At 66.1% G+C, this 22,369-nt stretch carries 19 protein-coding genes and 1 pseudogene; 12 read left to right on the forward strand and 8 right to left on the reverse strand.

Translation table 11 applies throughout. From position 1 onward, the window contains the following. The first annotated feature begins 6 nt into the window (after positions 1 to 6). The 7 genes and pseudogenes from CEW88_RS19365 to CEW88_RS19395 all read left to right on the forward strand — a co-directional run bounded on the left by CEW88_RS19365 (position 7) and on the right by CEW88_RS19395 (position 8,680). On the forward strand, positions 7 to 1,284 hold the full coding sequence (locus tag CEW88_RS19365; protein ID WP_108970028.1) for a TRAP transporter large permease: 1,278 nt from the start codon (positions 7 to 9) through the stop codon (positions 1,282 to 1,284). 38 nt (positions 1,285 to 1,322) lie between these two features. Continuing rightward, positions 1,323 to 2,327, forward strand: coding sequence for a TRAP transporter substrate-binding protein (locus CEW88_RS19370; protein WP_108970029.1), 1,005 nt, complete (start codon positions 1,323 to 1,325; stop codon positions 2,325 to 2,327). A 205-nt stretch (positions 2,328 to 2,532) separates the two neighbouring features. After that, the gene (locus CEW88_RS19375) at positions 2,533 to 3,570 is read left to right on the forward strand and encodes an aldo/keto reductase (protein WP_108970030.1); all 1,038 of its coding nucleotides are present in this window, start codon (positions 2,533 to 2,535) and stop codon (positions 3,568 to 3,570) included. 15 nt (positions 3,571 to 3,585) lie between these two features. Then, positions 3,586 to 4,008 (forward strand): RbsD/FucU family protein, encoded by a 423-nt coding sequence (locus CEW88_RS19380; protein ID WP_108970031.1) that lies wholly within the window; start codon positions 3,586 to 3,588, stop codon positions 4,006 to 4,008. 53 nt (positions 4,009 to 4,061) lie between these two features. Beyond that, positions 4,062 to 4,838 carry an amidohydrolase family protein gene (locus CEW88_RS19385; protein ID WP_254694562.1) on the forward strand — a complete coding sequence of 259 codons (777 nt, stop codon included), beginning with the start codon at positions 4,062 to 4,064 and terminating at the stop codon, positions 4,836 to 4,838. Between the two features lie 247 nt (positions 4,839 to 5,085). Next, a pseudogene (locus tag CEW88_RS19390) lies at positions 5,086 to 6,563 on the forward strand (aldehyde dehydrogenase (NADP(+))); the annotation flags it as partial. Positions 6,564 to 7,072: 509 nt separating this feature from the next. Further along, positions 7,073 to 8,680, forward strand: coding sequence for an FGGY-family carbohydrate kinase (locus CEW88_RS19395; RefSeq protein WP_108970032.1), 1,608 nt, complete (start codon positions 7,073 to 7,075; stop codon positions 8,678 to 8,680). Between the two features lie 20 nt (positions 8,681 to 8,700). Here the strand turns inward: CEW88_RS19395 and CEW88_RS19400 are convergent, their stop codons facing one another. The 7 genes from CEW88_RS19400 to CEW88_RS19430 all read right to left on the reverse strand — a co-directional run bounded on the left by CEW88_RS19400 (position 8,701) and on the right by CEW88_RS19430 (position 16,138). Further along, positions 8,701 to 9,738, reverse strand: coding sequence for an aldo/keto reductase (locus CEW88_RS19400; RefSeq protein WP_108970033.1), 1,038 nt, complete (start codon positions 9,736 to 9,738; stop codon positions 8,701 to 8,703). Between the two features lie 38 nt (positions 9,739 to 9,776). Next, positions 9,777 to 10,412 (reverse strand): dihydroxyacetone kinase subunit L, encoded by a 636-nt coding sequence (locus tag CEW88_RS19405; protein ID WP_108970034.1) that lies wholly within the window; start codon positions 10,410 to 10,412, stop codon positions 9,777 to 9,779. 4 nt (positions 10,413 to 10,416) lie between these two features. Beyond that, positions 10,417 to 11,418 (reverse strand): dihydroxyacetone kinase subunit DhaK, encoded by a 1,002-nt coding sequence (locus CEW88_RS19410; protein WP_108970035.1) that lies wholly within the window; start codon positions 11,416 to 11,418, stop codon positions 10,417 to 10,419. A 4-nt stretch (positions 11,419 to 11,422) separates the two neighbouring features. Beyond that, positions 11,423 to 12,487 (reverse strand): ABC transporter permease, encoded by a 1,065-nt coding sequence (locus CEW88_RS19415; protein WP_108970391.1) that lies wholly within the window; start codon positions 12,485 to 12,487, stop codon positions 11,423 to 11,425. A 2-nt stretch (positions 12,488 to 12,489) separates the two neighbouring features. Beyond that, positions 12,490 to 14,037 (reverse strand): sugar ABC transporter ATP-binding protein, encoded by a 1,548-nt coding sequence (locus CEW88_RS19420; RefSeq protein ID WP_108970036.1) that lies wholly within the window; start codon positions 14,035 to 14,037, stop codon positions 12,490 to 12,492. A 67-nt stretch (positions 14,038 to 14,104) separates the two neighbouring features. Further along, positions 14,105 to 15,094 (reverse strand): substrate-binding domain-containing protein, encoded by a 990-nt coding sequence (locus CEW88_RS19425; RefSeq protein WP_108970037.1) that lies wholly within the window; start codon positions 15,092 to 15,094, stop codon positions 14,105 to 14,107. Positions 15,095 to 15,124: 30 nt separating this feature from the next. Then, entirely contained in the window at positions 15,125 to 16,138 is a 1,014-nt protein-coding gene (locus CEW88_RS19430; protein ID WP_108970038.1) for an ABC transporter permease, read from the reverse strand. A gap of 175 nt (positions 16,139 to 16,313) precedes the next feature. Here CEW88_RS19430 and CEW88_RS19435 point away from each other — a divergent pair, with 175 nt between their 5' ends. Next, positions 16,314 to 17,360 carry a LacI family DNA-binding transcriptional regulator gene (locus tag CEW88_RS19435; protein ID WP_108970039.1) on the forward strand — a complete coding sequence of 349 codons (1,047 nt, stop codon included), beginning with the start codon at positions 16,314 to 16,316 and terminating at the stop codon, positions 17,358 to 17,360. A 3-nt stretch (positions 17,361 to 17,363) separates the two neighbouring features. On the opposite strand, the gene CEW88_RS19440 is transcribed toward CEW88_RS19435, so the two are convergent. Further along, positions 17,364 to 18,377, reverse strand: coding sequence for a LacI family DNA-binding transcriptional regulator (locus tag CEW88_RS19440; RefSeq protein ID WP_108970040.1), 1,014 nt, complete (start codon positions 18,375 to 18,377; stop codon positions 17,364 to 17,366). Between the two features lie 159 nt (positions 18,378 to 18,536). Between CEW88_RS19440 and CEW88_RS19445 the strand changes: the two genes are divergently transcribed. From CEW88_RS19445 to CEW88_RS19460, 4 genes are read left to right on the forward strand one after another with little or no spacing between them, the layout of a single operon-like run. After that, on the forward strand, positions 18,537 to 19,517 hold the full coding sequence (locus CEW88_RS19445) for a tripartite tricarboxylate transporter substrate binding protein (RefSeq protein ID WP_108970041.1): 981 nt from the start codon (positions 18,537 to 18,539) through the stop codon (positions 19,515 to 19,517). Positions 19,518 to 19,531: 14 nt separating this feature from the next. Then, a complete protein-coding gene (locus CEW88_RS19450) occupies positions 19,532 to 19,987 on the forward strand; it encodes a tripartite tricarboxylate transporter TctB family protein (protein WP_108970042.1) in 456 nt (151 codons plus the stop codon). A 10-nt stretch (positions 19,988 to 19,997) separates the two neighbouring features. Continuing rightward, the gene (locus CEW88_RS19455) at positions 19,998 to 21,518 is read left to right on the forward strand and encodes a tripartite tricarboxylate transporter permease (RefSeq protein WP_108970043.1); all 1,521 of its coding nucleotides are present in this window, start codon (positions 19,998 to 20,000) and stop codon (positions 21,516 to 21,518) included. After that, positions 21,515 to 22,300: an HpcH/HpaI aldolase family protein gene (locus tag CEW88_RS19460; protein WP_108970044.1), complete on the forward strand. Its 786-nt coding sequence runs from the start codon at positions 21,515 to 21,517 to the stop codon at positions 22,298 to 22,300. The genes CEW88_RS19455 and CEW88_RS19460 overlap by 4 nt, the downstream gene beginning before the upstream one ends. The last annotated feature ends 69 nt before the right edge of the window (positions 22,301 to 22,369 follow it).

Below are 22,369 nucleotides of genomic sequence, written 5' to 3' on the forward strand. Positions count from 1 at the left end.
GCCCTGATGCTTGCCGTTTATTCTCTTGGCTTCTTTATCGTCGTCTTGCTGCTGAGCATTCCGGTTGCCTTCGCGCTCGGATACGCGGCGCTGCTGCCCGGCTGGCTTGGCGCTCCGACCAACCCGGGGCAAGTGGTACGCTCGGTGGTCACTGCGCTCGACAGCTTCCCGCTGTTGGCAGTCCCGCTGTTCATCTTGGCGGGCGAGATCATGACGCAGGGCGGGCTGGCCCGCCGCCTGTTCAGCTTTGCGGACGCGGTCTTTGGCCGGTTCCGCGGCGGTTTGGCGATGTCTACCGTGGCGGCCTGCATGCTGTTCGGAGCGATCTCCGGCAGCTCGCCCGCGACGGTGGCGGCGATCGGCTCCATGGCGGTGCCCTTGCTGGTGGCGCGCGGCTACGACCTTCGCTTCGCGACCGCATTGGTCACCGCGGCGGGCACGCTCGGCGTCATCGTCCCGCCCTCGATCCCGATGATCATCTACGGCATGTCCGCGCAAGTCTCGGTCTCGGCGCTGTTCATTGGCGGCATTGGACCGGCCCTTGTGATTGGCGCGCTGCTGATGCTCTACGCCCATTTCTACGGGCGCAAGCACGCCGCGCGGATCACCTCTGACGCCGGAACGGTGAGCGCTGCGAAAGCCTTCCGCCAAAGCTTTTGGGCCCTCGTCGCGCCTGTCTTCGTGCTGGGCGGCATCTATGCAGGGGCGTTCACCCCGACCGAGGCAGCGGCCATCGCCTGCGTCTACGGCGGCTTTGTCGCCATGGTGATCTTCCGCGAGCTTTCGCCGTCCGATCTGGGGCGCGTGCTGGTCAACACAGGGCTGACCATCGCACCGATCCTGATCATCGCCGGAACCGGGGCGGCGCTTGGCCGGGTGCTGACACTGCTGCAGGTGCCTGCCGCCATCGGCGAGTTCATCGGCGGCGCGATTGACGAGCGGATCATCCTGCTGCTGCTCATCAACGTGATCCTGCTGGGCGTTGGCATGGTCATGGAAACGCTCTCGGCAATCATCGTATTGACCCCGATCCTGCTGCCCGTGCTCGCCCCTTACGGCGTCGATCCGGTGCATTTCGGACTGATCATGGTGGTCAATCTTGCGATCGGCTTTGCGACGCCGCCGGTGGGGGTGAACATCTATGTCGCGAGCGGCATCACCAAGCTTTCGGTGATCCAGATCTGCCGCGGCCTCGTGATCCCCATCGCCTTGCTTATCATCGGCCTTCTGGTCGTCACCTATTGGCCGGGGCTGACGCTCTGGCTGCCAAGTCTCGCCGGTTGACGACCGCCGAGCGCAACACCCACAGGGAGGACACCACCATGAACTTGAAGACGCTTTCGGTTTCAGCACTGCTCGCGCTTGGCGCAGCGATGCCCGCCGCCGCCGCCGATTATACGATGATCCTCGCGCATACGCTCAACGACAAGTCGCACCCGCTCTACCAGGCGTTCGACAAGATCGAAAAGGACATCGAGGAAAAGTCCGAAGGCCGTATCGACGTGCAGCAGCAGGGCGGCGGCGCCCTGGGCGGCGACCGCGAACTCATGGAATCGCTGATGCTCGGCGACGTGCAGTTCGTGCCCACCTCGACCTCGGGCGCGGTGCAGTTTGTGCCGGAATTCGCGGCATTTGAAATTCCCTACGTGTTCCCGACCGACACCATGCGCCTGCGCAAGATCCTCAACGACAGCGAGTTCTCGGCCTTCCTCGACGGAAAGCTGGCAGAGAAAGGCATCAAGTTCGGTCTGTTCCACAACGCTGGCTTCCGGCAGCTCACCACCTCCAAAGTAGCCGTGCATACGCCCGAGGACATCAAGTCGAACAACCTGCGTATCCGCGTACCCGAAAACCCCTATTCGGTCGCGACTTGGGAAGCTATTGGCGCCGCCCCGACCCCGATCGCGTTCCCCGAGCTTTACGGCGCGCTGCAGCAGAACGTGGTGGACGGTCAGGAAAACCCTTTCGGGCACATCCTCTCGCAGCGGTTCTACGAGGTGCAGAAGTACCTGACCACAACCAGCCACATCCTGCTGGCCAACGTGAACCTCATCAACAAGGAGTGGTATGACAGCCTGCCCGAGGACTTGCAGCAGGTGGTCGACGAGGTGCTTGTGGACGCTGCCAATTTTGAGTGGGACGTGCAGGACGAAATGCTGAGCGAGCAGCGGGCGCAGATCGCCGAGCATATGGAGATCATCGACCTCAGCGAAGACGAACTGCAGCAGTTCCGCGATGCGACCGCGCCCCTGCAGGACATGGTGCGTGAGAATATCGGCGACGAGGCCGTGGACTCGCTGCTGAGCGCGATCAACGCCAACAGCTGATGCGATACAGGCGCGGGGCGGCAGTTCGCCTGCCCCGTGCCATCGCCGATACGAGCTTGCTCACTGGGATGTTGAGCGGAGTGGAACCGGCAACCAGCGTCACTTCGCTGCGACGCTCTCCGCTGCTGATCGGGGTCGCGGTAGTGGTTCTCGCCCCCTACTGCGCACACTGGCCCAGACGCAAAATTCCTGAAGGGATCCCTGTATGACCATCACCGCATCCACGCCCCGGCCGGTCGGCGATACCGGGCTGACCCTGACCGCCCTTGGCATCGGCTCGGCACCGCTTGGCGGCCTCTATGCCGATGTTTCGCGAGACCAGGCGCTGGCCACGCTTGAATGCGCTTGGAACCTTGGCATCCGCTATTTCGACACCGCACCGATGTATGGGCTCACCCGCGCGGAGCATCTCGTCGGGCACGTTCTGCGCGAGAAGGACGACAGCTACGCGCTCTCGACCAAGGTGGGCCGGCTGATGACCACTGAGCGGCACGGTCGGCCACTCCCCCCCGAACCGCCGAAGAACCCACTCGATCCGGGCTTCGTCAACGCCCTGCCCTTCCGCGAGGTCTTCGACTATTCGTATGACGCCATCATGCGAAGCTATGACGACAGCCAGCAACGCCTCGGCCTGCGCCGGATCGACCTGCTCTATGTCCACGACATCGGCCCGGTCACCCACGGCGAGGCGAACGCCCATCATTGGAACGCCCTGACCAAGAGCGGCGGCTTCCGCGCCCTTCAAGAGCTGAAATCTGCTGGCGACATCAAGGGCTTCGGGCTTGGCGTCAACGAATGGGAGGTGATCCGCGACGCGCTGGAGGAAACCGACCTCGATTGCTGCATGCTGGCTGGGCGCTATTCGCTTCTTGACCGCGATGCCGAAGACAGCTTCCTGCCGATCGCGCAAAAGCGTGGTGTCGCGCTGGCGCTTGGCGGGGTCTATAATTCCGGCATTCTCGCTGCACCCAAGGGCGGGCGGCGCAAGTTCAACTATGCCGACGCACCTGCCGAGATCATCGCCCGCGTCGAGGCGCTTCGCGAGGTCTGCGACGGCTACGGCGCGCCATTGGCCGCCGCAGCGATCCGCTTCCCCATCCGGCACCCTGCTGTCACCTCCGTGGTGATCGGCGCCAAGACCCCCGAGCAGCTTCAACAGAATGTCGAGTGGTTCGGTACCGAATTGCCGGACGGCCTCTGGTCCGATCTCGAAGCCGCGCTTCTCGCGACCAAAGGCCACTAACAAAGGGCTTCGACAATGCTCAAACGTATCGACCCGCTGCTCACCGGGGACCTTCTCGCCATCCTGCGCGACATGGGGCACGGCGACGAAATCGTCCTGACCGACGCCAACTTTCCGGCGGCCGCCTTGGCCCGGCGCCTGATCCGCCTGCCGGGCATCGGTGTTGACCGCGTCGCCGAAGCAATTCTTTCGGTCATGCCCCTCGACGATTTCGTCGTTGCCCCTGCCGCCGCCATGTCTTCTCCCGACGGTCGCCCGCCGATCTACGATGACTTTGATCGCATCCTTTCCGATGCGGCAGGCGCGCCGGTCACGATGGAGGAGATTGACCGCTTTGCTTTCTACGACCGCGCAAAGACCGCCTATGCCATCGTGGCGACGGGCGAACGGCGGCTCTACGCCAACCTCATTCTCAAGAAAGGAGTCCTGCGGGCTTGACGATCGACGCCCATCAGCACTTCTAGCAGATCGATCGCGGAGACTACGCTTGGATGACGCCGGACCTGACCCCGCTCTTGCGTGACTTCGGGCCCGAAGACCTTGCGCCCCTGATAGCCAAGGCCGGGATCGAACGAACCATTGTCGTGCAGGCAGCGGAGACCGAAGCGGAGACCGATTTCCTGCTCGAAATCGCCGCCCGGTCCGATTTCGTCGCGGGCGTGGTGGGCTGGCTCGACATGACGTCCCCGGATTTCGCCAGGCGGCTCGAACACTACATGAACCAGCCGAAGTGGGTGGGGCTCCGGCCGATGCTGCAGGAGCACGATCCCACTCTCATCACCTCGGACGCCTTCCGGGCCGCCCTCTCGGAAGTCGCGCGCCGCAGCGTGCCTGTCGACATCCTGACCTTCCCCCGGCATCTGCCGGCGCTCTTGCAGGTGCTGCCCGACGTGCCCGGTCTGCGCGGCGTTGTCGACCATATGTCAAAGCCGGACATGACCACCGGCGAGTTCGGGCAATGGGGGCAGGACATCACCCGCATCGCCGCACACCCGAACCTTTCGTGCAAAATCTCGGGCGTGGTGACTGAGGCTGGGGCGGATTGGACCGCAGAACGCATCCGCTCCTTCCTGAGCCACGTGGCACGGGCCTTCGGTCCCAACCGGCTGATTTTCGGAACCGACTGGCCGGTGTGCACGCTCGCCGCGACCCATTCAGAGGTCACCGAACTGGCCTGCGCGCTGCTATCGGACCTCTATACGTCCGAAGACCTCACCAAGATCTTCGAAACCAATGCTGCGGAGTTCTACCGGCTGCCTGCACGCTGATCTGCTCGATACCACGCTTCAATGCTTGGCTTGGGCACAGCGCCTTGCTCAGGACCTTATCCCGTGGGGTGAACCTCGATAGAAGGCTGGAGTTTGTCGAGACACTCACACGGCGGGGCGTCTCGTCACGCGATCACGACGCACATTCCACCGGCAGAGATCCAAACATCAATGCACGAGCAGACGCCGGAAAGGACGTTACCATGCACGGCACGACACGGATCTTCACCCGCACGGCAAACACCTAATCTTAGGCGAATGGATCGCCACCAAAGCGCAATCTTCCTCCCAGGCCGTTACCGGCCCGGTGCACCAGTTCCCCGTCCGCACCCTTGATCTGGTTGATCAGGCCTTCAAGGCCGCCGAAGACGCTACGGCTACGCCAGCGGCGAGAGCAGCGCGAAATTCCTCGAGGCCATCGCCGACGAGATCGAGGTGCGCGGCGAGATGACAACCGAGATTGGCCGTTGGAAAACCGGCCGGCCCGAAGGCCACCTGCAGGGCGAGGGTAGCCGCAGCACCGGCCAGCTGCGTTTGTTCACAGAACGCATCCTGAAGGGCGATTATCTCGACATCCGCCATGATGAGGCTCTGCCCGAACGCCAGCCGCTGCCGCGCCCCGACATCAAACTGGTGCATCGCCCGACCGGCCTGGTTGCCGTCATTGGTGCCTCGAACTTCCCGCTCGCTTTCTCCACTTCGGGTGGTGACACCGCTGCCGCGCTGGCCGCGGGCTGCCCTTGGTCGTCAGGGGCCACGGCGCGCACCCCGGCACCGGCGAAATCGTCGCAGAAGCGATCCTCGCCGCGATCGAGAAGACTGGCATGCCCAAGGGCGTCTTCCCGCTGGTGCAGGGCGGCAAGCGCGACGTCGGTCAGGCGCTGGTGCAGCACCCGCTGATCAACGCCGTGGTTTTCACCGGCTCGCTGGGCGGCGGTCGCGCGGTGTTTGATCTCTGCGCGCAGCGCGACGTGCCGATCCCCTTCTTCGGTGAGCTGGGCTCGGTGAACCCGATGTTCATACACCCCGAGGCGATGAAAGCGCGCGGCGCTGACATCGGCACCGGCTGGGCTGGCTCGCTCACCATGGGCGCCGGCCATTTCTGCACCAACCCCGGCATCGCGGTGGTCGAAACCGGTCCCGAGGGCGACGTTTTCGTGGCCGCGGCTGCCGCGGCGCTGAAGGGCGTCACCACCCAGTGCATGCTCACCGATGGTATTACGCAGACCTATAAGGACGGCAAGTCGCGCTTCGATGGCCGCAATGCCGTGAAACCGTGCAGCCGGTGCTTGTCACCGACAGCGAGGGCCGCAACGCGCTGCCCAACCTTTTCGAGACCGACGCCACCAATTACCTGCAGGGCCACGCGCTTGACGAAGAGGTCTTCGGCCCGCTCGGCCTAGTGGAGCGTGTTTCGGGTCCGGACGAAATGAACCAACTGGCGCGCGGCTTCGAAGGCCAGTTCACCGCGACGCTCCATATGGACGAGGGGGACACCGCCCCGGCGCAGCGCCTGATGCCGGTGCTCGAGCGCAAGGCGGGCCGGCTGTTGATCAACGGTTCCCCACCGGCGTCGAGGTCCGCGAGGCGATGGTGCAGGGCGGCCCGTACCCGGCCCCGACCAACTTCGGCGCGACCTCGGTCGGCACCATGTCGATCCGCCGCTTCCTGCGCCCGGTCAGCTATCACAACCTGCCCGATGCGCTGCTGCCGGTCGATCTGAGTGCAGTCAGCGATATTATCGCTTGCTCAGTCCTTGCAGAATGCACAGTGAACCATCCCTGTGACTCACAAATCATGGAACATTCGTTGCCACGGACCGAGCCATCAGAGAATTGAACGCGCGACCGTCTTCGACTTGGCTCCGAGGCGCTCCGTTCCGCCGTCTGGGCGCCGGCTGCGCGCGAGCCCTAATCCGGTATTTGGGAGCGTAAGGCAAAAACGTGTGCTTCAAACCTGCCGTCAGGTGCCACTCCAAGGTCGCGCTCGAAGGGAGTCGCGGGACGGCAACTCTCAGAAGGCCACAATCAGCGAAAACCCAAAGCAAAAAGGGTCAAACCTTCATAACGCAGGAGCTGAGCTTCCTTGTCATCACGATCGCAAGCGAGCATGGTGTCCACTCTGAGGCGTCGCCCGCCAACGCGGAGATCTCCACGTTTCTAGCGCGTCGGACACTTCGGAACTCGCGAGACCAACTGTATTACGGCTCCAGCAAGGCGGCGTAGGGAGGCCAGATGACGTTTATCGGTATCGACGTGGGAACCGGCAGTGCGCGCGCCGGGGTGTTCGACGAGCGCGGAACGCTGCTCGCCGCCAGCGGGCGCGAGATCACAATGTGGCGTCCCCGTCCTGGCTGGGCACAGCAGAGCAGCGCCGATATCTGGGAGTCGATCTGCGCCGCAGTGCGCGAGGCGGTCGCGGCCTCGGGCGTCCGGCCGGAGGAGGTCGCAGGACTCGGCTTCGACGCCACCTGCTCGCTGGTGCTGGCGGATGCCGCGGACCGGCCCGTCTCGATCGGCCCGGAGGGCGCGGCCGGGCAGGACGTGATCGTCTGGATGGATCACCGGGCGCTCTCGGATGCTGAGGAGATCAACGCCATCGGCGGCGCACCGCTGCGCCACGTCGGCGAGGTGATCAGCCCCGAGATGCAGATGCCCAAGCTGCGCTGGCTCCAGCGCGAGATGCCGCACCGCTTCGCCCGCGCAGCGCACCTGTGGGATCTGCCCGACTGGCTGGTCTGGCGCGCCTGCGGCAGCCGGGCGCGCTCGCTCTGCTCGCTGGTCTGCAAGTGGACCTATCTCGGCCATCTCGGGCTTGAAGGCGAGGGTTGGGATGACGACTTCCTTTCGACGATCGGCCTCGACGCGCTGACCGGCCCCGAGGGCCACGCGCGCATCGGCACCGAGATCGCCACCCCCGGCACCCGGCTCGGCGGGCTGACGGCGCTGGCCGCGGCCGAGCTTGGCCTGCCCGAGGGCATCGCGGTCGGCGCGAGCCTCATCGACGCCTATGCCGGGGCGCTTGGCACGCTGGGTGCGGGTGCCGCGCAGAGCCTCGCAATGATCGCCGGGACCTCGACCTGCCACATCGCGGTGACCGCCGAGCCCGCCTATGTGCCGGGCGTCTGGGGGCCCTATTTCGGCGCGCTTCTGCCTGGGCTATGGGTCAACGAGGGCGGGCAGTCTGCGGCCGGGGCACTCATTGACGCCCTCCTCGCCCGCCATGGTGCCTATCCTTCGCTGAGAGCCGAAGCCTTGGCCGCGGGCCGGCACCCCGCCACCTTGCTCGATGCCCGGCTCTCCGAGATGGCAGAGGATACGGCCACGCTCACCCGTTCGCGCCACGTCCAGCCCGACGCGCATGGCAACCGCTCGCCGCTGGCCGCGCCCTGGCGCAGGGGCGGCATCGACGGAATCACGCTCGACACCGGGCGCGACGATCTCGCGCTCGACTACCTTGCGACGCTGCAGGCGCTCGCCTACGGCACGCGGCACATTCTGGAAGAGGTGCGCGCCGCCGGGGCCGCGATCGACAGCATTGTTGTCTCGGGCGGGCTGGCGAAGAACGCGCTCTACCTGCGCGAGACGGCGGATGCCTGCGGTGTCCCGGTGATCGTCCCGGAGGCCCGCGAGCCGGTGCTTCTCGGCTCGGCCATGCTCGGCGCAGTAGCGGCTGGGGCGCAGCGCTCGCTCGCCGAGGCGATGCGCGCCATGGCCCCCGCGGTGGAAGAAATCGCGCCGCGGGGTGGTGCAATTGCCGCCTACCATGACGCAAAGTACCGCGTGTTCCGCCGGATGCAGGCGGATCACGCGGCCTATCGCGAGATAATGGCGGCGGGGTGAAATCCCCTCGCCCTGCCGGGTCACCCGTGCAGAGCGCGCTCGGGCCCCGCGAAACGGGCCCTGGCGAACTGCGCCTGGTGCCAGTGCGGATAGATCAACGGCGGGCGGCTCACCGCGTCGATGCGGGCGAGTTCGTCGTCGCTGAGATCCACGTCGAGCGCGCGCAGGTTGCGCTGCATCTGTTCTGGCGCGCTGGCACCGACCACCAGCGAGGCCACCGCCGGACGGCCCAGCGTCCAGGCCAGCGCCACCTGCGCCGCCTCGACCTCATGCGCGGAACCGATCTCGGCCAGCACGTCGACGATGTTCCACAGCCGATCCCAGTCGCGGATCGGCGGCTCAGTCCAGCCTTTCGCCTGCCGGCTGCCCTCGGCGAAACCGTCGCGGCGGTGCTTGCCGCTGAGCAGCCCGGCGGCGAGCGGGCTCCAGACCGTCACCCCCAGCCCCTGGTCGAGAGAGATCGGCAGCAGCTCGTATTCCGCCTCGCGCGCCTCGACGGTGTAATGGATCTGCTGGGTGACAAATCGCGTCAGATTGTGTCGCTCCGAGGCCATCAGCGCCTTCATCAGCTGCCAGCCGGTGTAGTTCGAGCAGCCGGCGTAGCGGATCTTGCCCTGCCGGGTCAGCGTGTCGAGCGCCTCCATGGTCTCCTCGACCGGGGTCAGCCCGTCCCATTCGTGGATGTGGTAGATGTCGATGTGGTCGGTGCACAGCCGCTTCAGGCTGCGCTCGCACTCGCGGATCAGGTGCCAGCGGCTGGCGCCCTCGTCGTTCGGCCCGTCACCGATGCGCATCCGCGCCTTGGACGAGATCAGCACCCTCTCGCGCCGCCCCTCGAGCGCCGCGCCGAGGATCTCCTCGGCCAGACCCGTCGAGTACATGTTGGCTGTATCGAGCAGATTGATGCCGTGATCGAGGCAGGTGTCGATGAGCCTTTGCGCCTCGGGCACGCCCTGCGCGCCCACCATGCCGAAATCGCCCTTGCCGCCGAAGGTGAAGCTGCCCATGGCGAGCGCCGAAACCTTCAGCCCGCTGCGTCCGAGTTGCCTGTAATGCATGTTGTCTCCTTCTGTGCGTCGCGGTCGTGGCGGCTGGCTCAGCCCTGCGCCGCATCCCGTGCCACGTCGCGCATGACCTCGATAAGGATCAGCGCCACGGTGCCGCCGGCATCCGGCAGGCCGCGCGATTTTTCCTGGAAGGCCGCCGCTTTGCCGTGCTGCGCAACCATCAGCTTGGTCGCTTCCAGCGCTTCTTCCGCGGCCTCTGCCGCGGCCTCCAGCGCCCCAGAAAGACCCACGTCGCTGCCCTCGAGCGCGGCGGCGATCGGGTCGAGCACGTCGAGTACCGTCTTGTCGCCGAGCTGCGCCTTGCCGCGCTGCGCCACACCGTCCGCATAGGCGCGCCAGAAGGCAGCCGCCTCGGCGGTGCCGAACTGCTCGGCGCCCTCCAGCGCCTTGAAGCCGCGCAGGAAACCGGTGGCCATTAATGTGCCCATGGTCGAGGGCGCGGCCTTGGCCAGCGCCGCCCCCGCCGCCTTCATCTGCCCGGCGACGGACGCGCCATCGAGCCCGTGCACCGCCTCGTTGGCGGCGGCAAAGCCCTTGGACATGGTGATCCCGAGATCGCTGTCGCCGACCTTGCCGTCGAGCGCGATCAGCGCCTCGCGCTCGGCCGCGAAGCGCTCGGCCCAGGCGGTGTAGAGCGAGCGCATCTGCTCCGCAGTCAGTGCCATGGTCTTATCCCTTGATGTGCTTGAAGAACGGCGTGTTCGCCGGCTCGGCAATCAGCGGCTCCAGCTCGTCGTCGAGGTGCAGCACCGAGATCGACGCCCCGGCCATTTCCATCGACGTGGCAAACTCGCCGAGCCAGCAATGGCGGATCCTCACGCCGCGCTCCTCCATCAGGATCGAGACCCGGCGGAACAGGACGTAGAGTTCCTCGAGCGGCGTGCCGCCGAGGCCGTTGAGCAGGACGGCCACCTCGTCGCCGGAATTGTAGTCGGTCTCGGCGAAGATCTTCGCCATCATCGTGTCGACCACCTCGTCGGCGGGCTTGATCGTCTCGCGCGAGATACCCGGCTCGCCATGGATGCCCATGCCGATCTCCATCTCGTTCTCGCCGATCTCGAAACCGGGCTTGCCCACCTCGGGCACGATGCAGGGCGAGAGAGCTACCCCCATGGTGCGGGTGCGGGCGCGGGCCTTGTCGGCGATGCGGGCGACCTCTTCGAGCGGCAGCATCCGAGCCGCCGCCGCGCCGGCGGCCTTGTAGAGAAAGAAGATCCCGGCCACGCCGCGGCGCTTGTGCTCTTCGCCGACCACCGAGGAGGCGACATCGTCATTGCCCATCACGGTGCGGGTCGCGATGTCCTCCAGCTCGGCCAGCTCGCCGGCCATGTCGAAGTTCATGATGTCACCGGTGTAGTTGCCGTAGAGGTAGAGCACCCCGGCGCCCTGGTCGACGTATTTGGTCACCTCGAGGATCTGGTCCGAGCTCGGCGACTGGAACACCCCGCCCACGGCGCAGCCGTCGAGCATGGTCTCGCCGACGAAGCCGAGGAAAGTCGGCAGGTGTCCCGAGCCGCCGCCGGTGACGATGCCCACCTTGCCGGGCACGGGATTGGCGGTCACGTAGCAGCGCAAGTCGCCTGCGGCATAGGTCACTTCAGGGTGGGCGCGGTAGATGCCGTCGAGCATCTCGTCGACGAAGGCCTCGGGATTGTTGAGAAACTTCTTCATGGGCTCACTTCCGGGTTCGGGATTGCAGTTTACGGCGGCGGGTCACGAAGAAGGCCGCGGCGAGAAGGATGAAGGCGCCGACCACGACGCGCTGCCAGGTCGAGGGGATGCCCACCAGCACCAGCACGTTATTGACTACGGTGATCAGCAGCACGCCCGTGACGGTGCCTAAGACCGAGCCGGTGCCGCCGGTGATCCGCGCCCCGCCCAGCACCACGGCGGCGATCACGCCGATCTCGGTCCCCACGAGGTCGAAGGGATTGGCCATGCGGTTGGCGCAGACGTGCACGATCCCCGCCAGCCCGGCGAGCCCGCCGGCGAATGCGAAGACGAAGAGATGCACCCGGCGCTGGTCGTAGCCGAGCCGAGCCGCCACCTCGGGGTTGCCGCCGGTGGCAAATATGGCGCGGCCCATCAGCGTGCGGTTGAAGATCACCCAAGTCAGCAGCGCGGCGGCCGGGAAGACCAGGAAATACCAGGGCAGCGTCACCGTCGCGCCGTTCGCGGTGGTGACGTCGAACATCGAGGCCTTGCCGAAGGCGACCATCTGCGGCGGCAGCTCCATCAGCCAGACCGTGCCGACAAAGGCCAGCAGGATGCCTCGGAACAGGTATTGCGTGCCGATGGTGACGATCAGCGCCGCCACCTTGAGGCCGTGCACCAGCCAGCCGTTGACCGCCCCGAGCATGGTGCCGCCGAGCACGGCGATGACCAGGATTGCCGCCATCGGCAGCCCCGGCGCGACCTTCAGCACGAAGAGCGTCAGCGAGTACATGGTGAGCGCCGCGATTGCGGTGAAGCTGACGTCGATACCCCCCGCCGCGAGGATCGCGAAGACCCCCAGCGCGAAGAGCCCGGTGACCACCGAGGCGCGCCCCATGTCGATCAGCGAAGTCGGCGACAGGAAGGCCGGGTTGATCACCGCCACTGTGACGCAGATGGCGATCAGCAGGCACAGGCTGACCAGTTCCGGACGGCGCGCGAAGGTCTCGGCGATACCCGGGCGGCGGCGGGCCGCGGCCTCGGCGGTCTCTGTCGTGTCTGCGGTATCGAGGGAAGATTGGGTCATGGTCATTCAGCGGCCTCCAGCTGGGAGGCGAGCATTGCCTGGTAGATGTCGTCATCGCTGGCGGTCGCACCGGCGACCTCGGCCGCGACCCTCCCGGCGTTCATCACCAGGATGCGGTCGCAGTTCTGCAGCAGCTCGGGCAGGTCGTCCGAGACGATGATCAGCCCGATGCCGCGCTCGGCCATGGCTTGGATGGCGCGATAGATCGTGTCCTTCGAGCCCACGTCGACGCCCACGGTCGGCCCGTGCAGGACCAGCAGGCGCGGCTCGATGCTGAGCCAACGGCCGATCAGCACCCGCTGCTGGTTGCCGCCCGAGAGCGTCCCCACAGGCAGGTCGATGTCGGAGGTGTTGAGCTGCATCTCTTCCGAGATGCGCCGCGCGGCGGCGCGGGCCTTGCTACGATCGACGGTGCCGAGCGGTCCGAGGATGCGGTCGAGGATCAGCGTCACCTCGTTGTCGAGGATCGATTTCTCGATGAACAGCCCCTCGCCCAGCCGGTCCTCGGGCACGTAGCCGATGCCAAGCTCGATGGATTGCGCGGGCGTGTCGATGCGCACCGGCGCGCCGGCCATGCTGACCCGCCCGTCGGTGATCGCGCGATGCCCCGACAGCGCCAGCGCCAGCTCGTTGCGGCCCGAGTCCGACAGGCCGGTCACGCCGAGGATCTCGCCCTTGTGCAGCACCGTGCTGACCCCCTGGAAGGCCTCGTCCGAACCGAGCCCCTCGAGGCGCAGCAGCTCCTCGCCCAAGGGCGCGCCCGAACGGTAGCGCCGTGCCTCGATCTCGCGCCCGGTCATCAGCGCGCTGAGCTGGCTGCGGCTGTAATCCTCGATCGGCCCCTGCGCCACGCATAGCCCGTCGCGGAAGACGATGGCCTGGCCGCCGATGCGGTAGCATTCCTCGAGCTTGTGGGTGACGAAGAGCACCGCGACATTCTGTGCGCGCAGCCGGCCGACCACCTCGATCAGCGTCTCCACCTCGTGCCGCGTGAGCGAGGTCGTCGGCTCGTCCATGATCACCAGCCGCGCGTCCTGGGCAATGGCGCGGGCGATGGCGACACGCTGACGGATCGCCAGCGGCAGGTCCGACACGCGGGTGCCCAGCAGCGTCCGGGTCGGCTCCAGGCCGACCTCGCGCAGCGCCTTGGCCGCGGTCTCGCCCAGCTTGCCGCGGTCGAGCCAGCGCAGCATCCGGCCGTGCCCGCCGACCAGCTGTTCGCCAAGCGCGACGTTCTCGGCGACCGTCAGGTTCGGCAGCAGCGAGAGGTCCTGGTAGACGGTCTCGATCCCCGCCTCGAGCGCCATGATCGGGCTCAGCGCGGCGTGGTGCACCCCGTCGAGCAGGATGTCGCCCTCGGTCGGCGCATGGGCGCCGGACATGATCTTGATGACCGTGCTCTTGCCGCAGCCGTTCTCGCCCAGCAGGTGGTAGGCCTCGCCGGCGCGCAGGGTCAGATCGACCCCGCGCAGCGCGTGCACGCCGCCGAACCGCTTGTGGATGCCGCGCAGCTCGAGAAACGGCTGATCCTGAAGATCGCTGTGGGTCACGGGAAATGCGCCTCTTGATCGGATGTGTCCGAGGGCGCGGTCAGGCGCCCCCGTGCGCAGGGCAACCTCAGAAGAGGTAGTCCTTGTAGGTGTCCTTGTCGGCCAGCACCATGCCGTTGCCGATCAGCAGCTTGCCGTCGCCCGGGCCATCCTTGAGCGTCACGCTCTCATAGCCCTCGACGCCGAGATCCATGCCATCGGAGAGCTCGCCGCCCTCGAGCAGCAGCTTGGCCACGGCGTTCATCGCCATTCCGGCCTTCTGCGGATCCCAGAAGCCGATCGCGGTGATCGCGCCGCTGTCGAGATAGGCCGCCGAGGGGTTCGGCAGACCGGTGCCGACGAGGCAGACCTGATCGGTCAGACCGGCCTCCTCGATGGCGCGGCCCACGCCCAGCACATCGTTGCCCGCCGAGGTCTGGAAACCCTTGATGTCGGGATGCTTGCGCAGCACTTCCTTGGCCTTCTCATAGGTGCCGTTGGCGTCGTCAAAGCTCTCGTTGTTGGGATCGACCAGTTCCATGCCTGGGTACTTCTTGGCATTCTCCTCGCCGGCACCGACCCATTGCATGTGGGTGCGGCTGCCCAGCGAGCCGACGAAGGTGGTCCACTTGCCCTCGCCGCCCATGCAGTCCGCCAGACGCTCGTTCAGCGCTGCGCCATACTCGGCGTTGTCGAAGGCCTCGACATCCACCATCGTGTTCATCTGGTTGTCGGCCTCGTGGGTCACGATGATCGTGCCGCGATCCATGGCACGCTTGAAGATGCCTTCGAGGATTGCCGGGTCCATCGGCACCACCGCCAGCGCGTCGGTGCCCTTGGCAATGAGATCCTGCACGATCTGCAGCTGCTGGGCGCTGTCCGCCTGCGCCGGGCCGACCTGGCTGATGGTCATGTCAGGGTTCTGCTCGGCAAAGAGCTCCACCCCGGTCTCCATCCGGTCGAACCACGGAATGCCGCTGATCTTGACCACCGTGGTGATCGTGCCCTCGGCCATCGCGGCGCTAGCGGCGGTGACCATCAGGGCCGCGGCGCAGCCCAGTTTGAACGTCTTCTTCATGGTATACTCCTCCCTAGAGTTCCCTCGTACTCAGACCTTCGACGCGCGAGGGACCCGCGCCGAAGTTATCCCAGCGGCCAGCCTCTCGATGAGTTCGAACCGCCCCACCGCGAGGAAGGCGAGCAGCAGCGCGCCCCAGGCGAAGTCGCGGACGAAGTTCGACAGGCCGATGAAATTCAGAAGGCTCGACAGCAGCTGCAGCACCACGGCCGAGAGCACGACGCAGAACACCCGCCCGTAGCCGCCCTCGGGCCGTACCCCGGCCATCACCGCGATCAGGATCGCGATCAGCAGGTAGCTGGTGCCATAGTCCCACTTCACGTTGACGTTGCGCGCGGCGATGATCACCCCCGACAACCCCGCCAGCGCGCCGGACAGCGTATAGGTGACGGTAAAGACGGTGTTCTTCGAGAAGCCGCTGAAGTCCGCCGCACGCGCGTTGGCACCGGTGAGCATGAGCCGCATCCCGAAGGGGGTGAAGCGCAGCACCCCGCCCAGCACCAGCGCCACGCCCAGGAAGATCAGGAAGCCGTAGGGCACGCCGAGGATAACCCCGTTGCCCAGCTCGTAAAGCGGGTCCGGCGAGCCGATGGTCACCGACCGCCCGTCCGAGAAGACCACCGCCAGCCCGGTGAACAGCATCTGCGTGCCCAGCGTGCAGAGGATCGGCGTAATCCCCAGACGCGAGATGATCAGCCCGTTCAGCAGCCCGCCGAGTGCCCCCACCACGAGCGCACCGAAGGCGAAGGCGAGGGTGAAGGCCCAGGGCGCCTCGTAGGCCGAGAAGAGCTGCGTCGCCACCAGCCCCGACGCCACGCCCGACAGGTTCGCCAGCGCGATGCCCGACAGGTCGATCCCGCCGTTGCCGGCGCACATGGCCAGCATCACGCCGATCGCCAGAAGCCCGATCTCGGGCACCTGGGTCGCCATGGACTGCAGGTTGAACAGGGACAGGTAGGTACCGCCCGAGGCGACTCCGCCGATCGCCAGCAAGACGATCACGAGCACCCAAAGAATTGCCAGGCGGCCATCTAGCTTACGCATCCTCTCCTCCTAGGATTTAGTAAACTTACTCTTGATTTAGTAAATCGCTAACAAATAATTCAGGAGCGTTCAATAGTCTTTCCGTTGCAGTCACGAAGGCGTTCTGTCTTGAACATTCCTGCGTTCGGAACGATGTTTACTAAACAACACCAGCGCCAGGGGCCCGCGACAAACCATGACAAAACAAGAGAAAAAGCCGGTCACCCTGCGTCAGGTCGCCGAATGTGCCGGGGTTTCCGCCGCCACCGCCTCGCTGGTTCTGAACGGCAAGGGCGACATCTCGGAGGCGACTCGCCAGCGGGTGCTGAGCGCCGTGCGGCAGATGAAATACAAGCCCCGCAACGGCCGCACGCGCCCCGATTCCGTCAACACGCTGCGCTTTCTCAAAATCGCCCGCCACGGCCACACGGTGAACCGCGACCACAATCACTTCATCTCCGACTACATCGACGGCATGTCCTACGAGGCGACCCGCCGGGACTATTCGCTGCAGGTCGAGAGCTTCGAGGGCACCGACGTGGACAAGATCGCCGAGTCCCTGCGCTCGGGCGACCTGCGCGGAGCGGTGATCCTCGGCACCGAGCTGACCAAGGAAGAGGTGCAGTGCCTCGCCCGCGCGCCCCTGCCGGTCGTCTTCATCGACACCTACCACCCGCTGCTCGACCTCAGCTTCGTCGACATGGACAACGACCAGGCGGTCTTCGCGTTGCTGCGCCACCTCGCCGGGCGCGGCTTCCGGCGCATCGGCATGGTGGCCAGCCACACCGCGGTGACCAATTTCGCGCTGCGCCACGACGCCTTCCTGCGCGGCATGGCGGCGCTGGGGCTCGAGGCGGACGAGACGCTGATCCTATCGGTGGATTCGACGCTCGAGGGCGCCTACAGCGACGGACTCGCTCAGCTTGCTGCCGCCCCGCGCGTGGCCGAGGCCTATTTCTGCGCCAATGACATGATCGCCTTCGGCTTCATTAAGGCGCTGCGCGAGCACGGGCTGCGCATCCCGGAGGATGTCTCGGTCGTGGGGTTCGACAACCTGCCGATGAGTGCAATGAGCGAGCCCGCCCTTAGCACCATCGAGGTGCCGAAGCGCCGCATCGGCGCGATGGCGGTGCGCCTGCTCGACGACATGCTGATCGCCACCGCGCCGGAGCCCGCCACCAAGGTGCTGATCAGCGGCGCGCTCGTCGGCCGCGAAAGCGTCGGGACTCCAAGCGGCGACTGAGGATCAGCGCGGCGCGGGTCCGACCGTGCCGCGGCGGATGAGCGCCGGGGGCAGCACCGAGACCTGCGCCGGGGACTCCCCGAGCAGGCAGCGCGCCGCGGCGCGGCCGATCTCGGACTTGTCCACCGCCACCGTCGTCAGCCCGGGCCAGGTAAACGCCGCCTCGTCCATGTCGTCGCAGCCGATCAGCGACACCTCCCGCCCCGGCTCGAGCCCCAGTTCGCGGATCGCGGCCAGCACCCCGAAGGCCACCAGGTCGCTGAAGCAGACCAGCCCGGTCGGGGCGTCGGTTTCCCGCAGCAGGTCGAGCGCTGCCGATCGCCCGAAGGCCCGGCTCGTCGGCCCGTGACGGACCAGCGGCGGCGGCAGCCCGGCCTCCTTAAGCGCGGCGCGGAAGCCGCCAAACCGCCCGCGCGCGGTCGAGGTGTCCTGCCCGCCGCCGATCCAGCCGATGCGCCGATGCCCCGCCTCGATCATGCACTCTGCCGCCAGCCGCCCGGCAAGCGGGTCATCGTTGACGAACTGCGGCAGCGCCACCCCCTCGACCTGCCGCGAGAAGATCGCCGTGGGCACGATCGGCGTCGCCCCGGGTCCACGCGGCAGCAGCACGTCGAGATCGGTGGGGCCAGTGCCGTGTACCGGGCAGAGCACGATCCCGCCCACCCCATGCTCGAGCGCAGTCTGCAGGAAGCGCCGTTGTTGATCGAGGCTCTCGCGCGCGACGCCGAGAAAGACTTTGCGGTCGCGGGTGCAGAGCTCGTCCTCGATCTGCACGAGGAACTCGTTGAACACCGGGTTGGACAGGTCGCTGAGGCAGACCGCGACGAGGTGGCTCTCGGCTCGGCGCAGGTCGGCGGCGGCGCGGTTGTAGATGTATCCGAGCCGCACTGCGGCCTGGCGCACCGACTCGGCCGTGGCGGCAGGAATCCGGGGATGCGCGCGCAGCGCAAGCGAGACGGAGGACACCGATAGCCCCAGCTCCTCGGCGATGTCGCGCAGCGTCGTTCTTTTTGTCATGCCATTCCCGCCTTTATTCCTTCAGTATCCGCGCGCTTTCGCCGAACCAATCAAAAAATGCTTAGTCAAACGATTGACTAGAGATGGTATACCATGGTCCAACTATCCCCGGGCACTGTCGGAGGATGCTTTGGGGCAGTGCATCAATGGGAGGATTACATGTACAGATTTGCACGGGTGGCCGTTTGCGCCGCCGCCATTGCCACGTCCGGAACCGCGGTGCTTGCGCAGGACAGCTGCGATTGGAAACCCGACCGCGCGGTCACCTACATCGTGCCCTGGGGCGCAGGTGGCGGCACCGATGCCAACTCGCGGATGCTGGCGAGTCTTCTTGAGAAGTCCTGGGGCGTGCCGTTCAACGTGGTGAACCGCACCGGCGGGAACGGCGTCACCGGTCACTCGGCGATCTCGCGCGCCGAGCCCGACGGCTACACGGTTGGCGCTGTCACGGTCGAGATCAACACCATGCACTGGGTTGGCCTGACCGAGATGACCTACGAGGACGTCACCCCTATCGCGCTGATCGACATCGTCCCCGCATCGGTTCTGGTAGGCAAGAAGAGCCCGTTTGGTACTGTCAACGAACTGCTCGACTATGCGCGAGAGAACCCTGGCGAGCTGACCGGCTCGGGCACGTCCCTCGGGGGCATTTGGCACCTGGCCCTGGCCGGGATGCTGAACGCCGAGGGGATGGCCCCCGACGCGATCCGCTGGATTCCCTCGCAGGGCGCCGCCCCGGCGCTGCAGGAACTGGTCGCGGGCGGCGTCGACGTCGCCACCCCCGCCCTGTCCGAGGGCAAGACGCTCGTAGAGTCCGACGAGGTCAAGGCGCTGGCCTACATGCACCACAGCCCGATGGAGGCGCTGCCCGATGTTCCGCTGACCTCCGAGGCTCTCGAAAGCGGCTGGACCCTTGCGGCCTACATATCCATCTCCGGTCCCGATGGGATGCCCGCGAACATCGTGTGCTCCTATGAAAAGGCTGTGGCTGAAGTCGTCGCCTCGCAGGAGTGGGCCGACTTCAAGGCCAGCCGCGGCGCCGAGGTGGTCGACATGGGCGCGGAAGATCTCGCCGCGTACATGCAGCAGCAGGACGCAGCGCTCGGCGAGGTGATCCAGGCCGTCGGCCTCGCCAAGTAAGCGGGCCGGGACAAATGACTGCAACACGGGACATCGTGACGGGGGCGGCGCTTGTCGCCCTCGGCACACTGATGATCTGGATCGCCTCGGGCTTTCCGCAGATCGGCGCCATGGCTTTTGGCCCCGACCTCTTTCCGCGCATAATCGCCTCAGGGCTGATCCTGTCGGGGCTCGGCATCCTTCTCGAGGCGGCGCGCGGCATCGCCCCGGCAAGCGAAGGAAGTCGCCTTCAGGCGCTGCCGATCCTGATCTTGCTGGCGTTGGTGGCCGCCTTCGCGGTCCTGTTGCCGGTTCTCGGATTTCACATCGCTGCGGCACTGGCGCTGCTCATTGCGGTGTGGGTTTTTGGTGGCGGCTGGCCAATCGCGACTGCCGTGGCGCTGCTCGCGCCCATCGTCCTGCATTTCGTGTTCTACAGCGTACTGCGGGTGCCGCTGCCATGGGGCCCACTAACCCAGGTGGCCTGGTAGGGGACTGGTCATGGACATTTTTGCGATCTTCACCGCCGTGCTTGAACCGCACCTCATGGCGACGGTTCTGCTGTGCACGCTCTACGGCGCCTTCGTCGGCTCGATGCCCGGGCTCACCGCGACCATGGCGGTCGCGTTGCTGGTCCCCTTCACCTATTTCATGGGCCCGGCGCAGGCGGTGGCGGCCATCGTCGCCACCACCACCACCGCAATCTTCGCTGGCGATATCTCGGGGGCGCTGCTCAAGATGCCCGGCACTCCCGCCTCGGCAGCCTATGTCGAGGACAGCTACGCGCTGGCCCAATCCGGCAAGCCACGCACCACGCTGTTCGTCTCACTGTTTGCCGGGGTCCTCGGCGGTATCATCGGGGTGATCCTGCTTGCCTTAGCGACACCACAGCTCGCCCGGCTCTCCGCCAGCTTCTCAAGCGACGAAGCGTTCTGGCTGGCGACGCTGGGGCTTAGCTGCGCAGTCTTCGTCGGCGGGGCATCGGTGGCACGCAACTTCGCATCGCTTTTCATAGGACTCGCTATTGCCACGGTCGGCATCGACGTCGCCGTGGGCCATCCGCGCTACACGTTCGGGCTCATGGATCTCTACGACGGTGTCAGCTTCATCCCGGCGATGATTGGCCTCTTTGCGCTGTCCGAACTCCTGCGCAATGCCGGTTCGGGCGAAGAGACCAAGCTGCGACGGATCAAGATCGAGCCACTCAGCGCGGCCCTGTGCGGCGCGCTGCACGAGATCCGCACCCGCTGGGTTTCAGTGATGCGCTCGGGGCTCGGCGGTACAGTAGTTGGCGCTCTGCCCGGTGCGGGCGCCGACGTGGCCGCGTGGATCGCCTACGCCCTGTCGCGGCGGTTCTCGCGCACTCCGGAGAAATTTGGCAAGGGCCATCTCGAGGGGATCGTTGACGGCGGAGCCGCGAACAACGCCGCCGTGGCGGGTGCATGGACCCCGGCGCTGGTATTTGGCATCCCCGGCGACAGCGTAACCGCCATCGCGATCGGCGTGCTGCTGATGAAGGGCCTCACGCCCGGTCCGGATATCTTCACCACCGATGCCAACCTCGTCTACACGATCTTCGGCGCCTTCTTCATGGCCAACCTGCTGATGCTGCTTACCGGCGGACTAGCAGTCACCGTAGCAACCTACCTTCTGCGCATCCCTCGCGCCGTGTTAATGCCGCTGGTGCTCATGCTCTCACTTATAGGCGCCTATGCCATCATGGGCAGCACGATGGCGATTTGGATCGTCCTGGTTCTCGGACTGCTCGGCTTCGTCATGGCCTGGGCGCAGATCCCGCTCGCCCCGGCGATCCTCGGCATCGTTCTCGGCAAGGTGGTCGAGGGCAACTTCATGGTATCGATGATGAAAGCGCAGGGCGATCTTACAGGCTTCTTCGAGCGCGGCACCGCCGCAGTGCTGGGCGCAATTACCCTCCTCGTGTGGGGCCTGCTGCTGCTCCGGGCGGCGCTCGAGATCATTGGCAAACGTTCTTCACATTCTGAAAGGGAAGCAAATTCATGACTGGCAAGAACAAGCTCAAGGCGCGGCTCCAGGCCGGCGAAACCGTCACCGCCGCGTGGCTCGAGTTTGGTACTCCCGAGGTGGCAGAACTTCTCGTGCACACCGGCTGGGACGTGGTGGTGATCGACTGCGAACACGGAACCGCTGGGCTCGAGGAAGGGCTCGGACTGATCAGGGCCGTTGAGGCCGCGGGCGGACAGGCTATCGTTCGCGTCCCCGATTGCTCGGAGGCTACGCTGAAACGTGCGCTCGACCGCGGCGCGCGTTCGCTCATGGTGCCGATGGTGAGCTCTGCGGCCATGGCGCGCGACATTGCTGCCTTCTGCCAGTATTCCCCCCGCGGTCGTCGGGGCTATGCAGCCCCTATCGTCCGCGCCTCGGACTACGGCAAGCGTACAGACTACGCCAAGACCGCTCATGACGAGCTGCTGATCATGGCGCAGATTGAGCATGTCGACACGGTACGCGAGGTCGCCGAGATCGCGGGCATCGAGGGTATCGACATGGCCTTCGTCGGACCCAATGATTTCGCCGCATCAATGGACCATCTCGAGGACATGACCCACCCCGACGTCCAAGGCCAGATCGCTGAGGTCGAGAAAGTGGCGCGCGCCGTAGGGCTGATGCTAGGAACAATCGTCGGCGCAGGCCGCAGCTATGCCGACCTGCGGGAAGCGGGCTATAGCTTTATTGTTGGGCCGAACGACATCAGCCTGCTGGCCGCGGCGTCGCGCGCCGCGCGGGCCGAAAGCGAAATGAACCTTGGTTGCCGAGGCAGTTGAGCCGACTGACTTGTGAATTCCGAAGTAAACACTGGCTATGAAGTACTACGGGAGTCCCGGCGAAGTGCA

The organism is Alloyangia pacifica (assembly GCF_003111685.1).
GTDB lineage: Bacteria > Pseudomonadota > Alphaproteobacteria > Rhodobacterales > Rhodobacteraceae > Salipiger > Salipiger pacificus_A.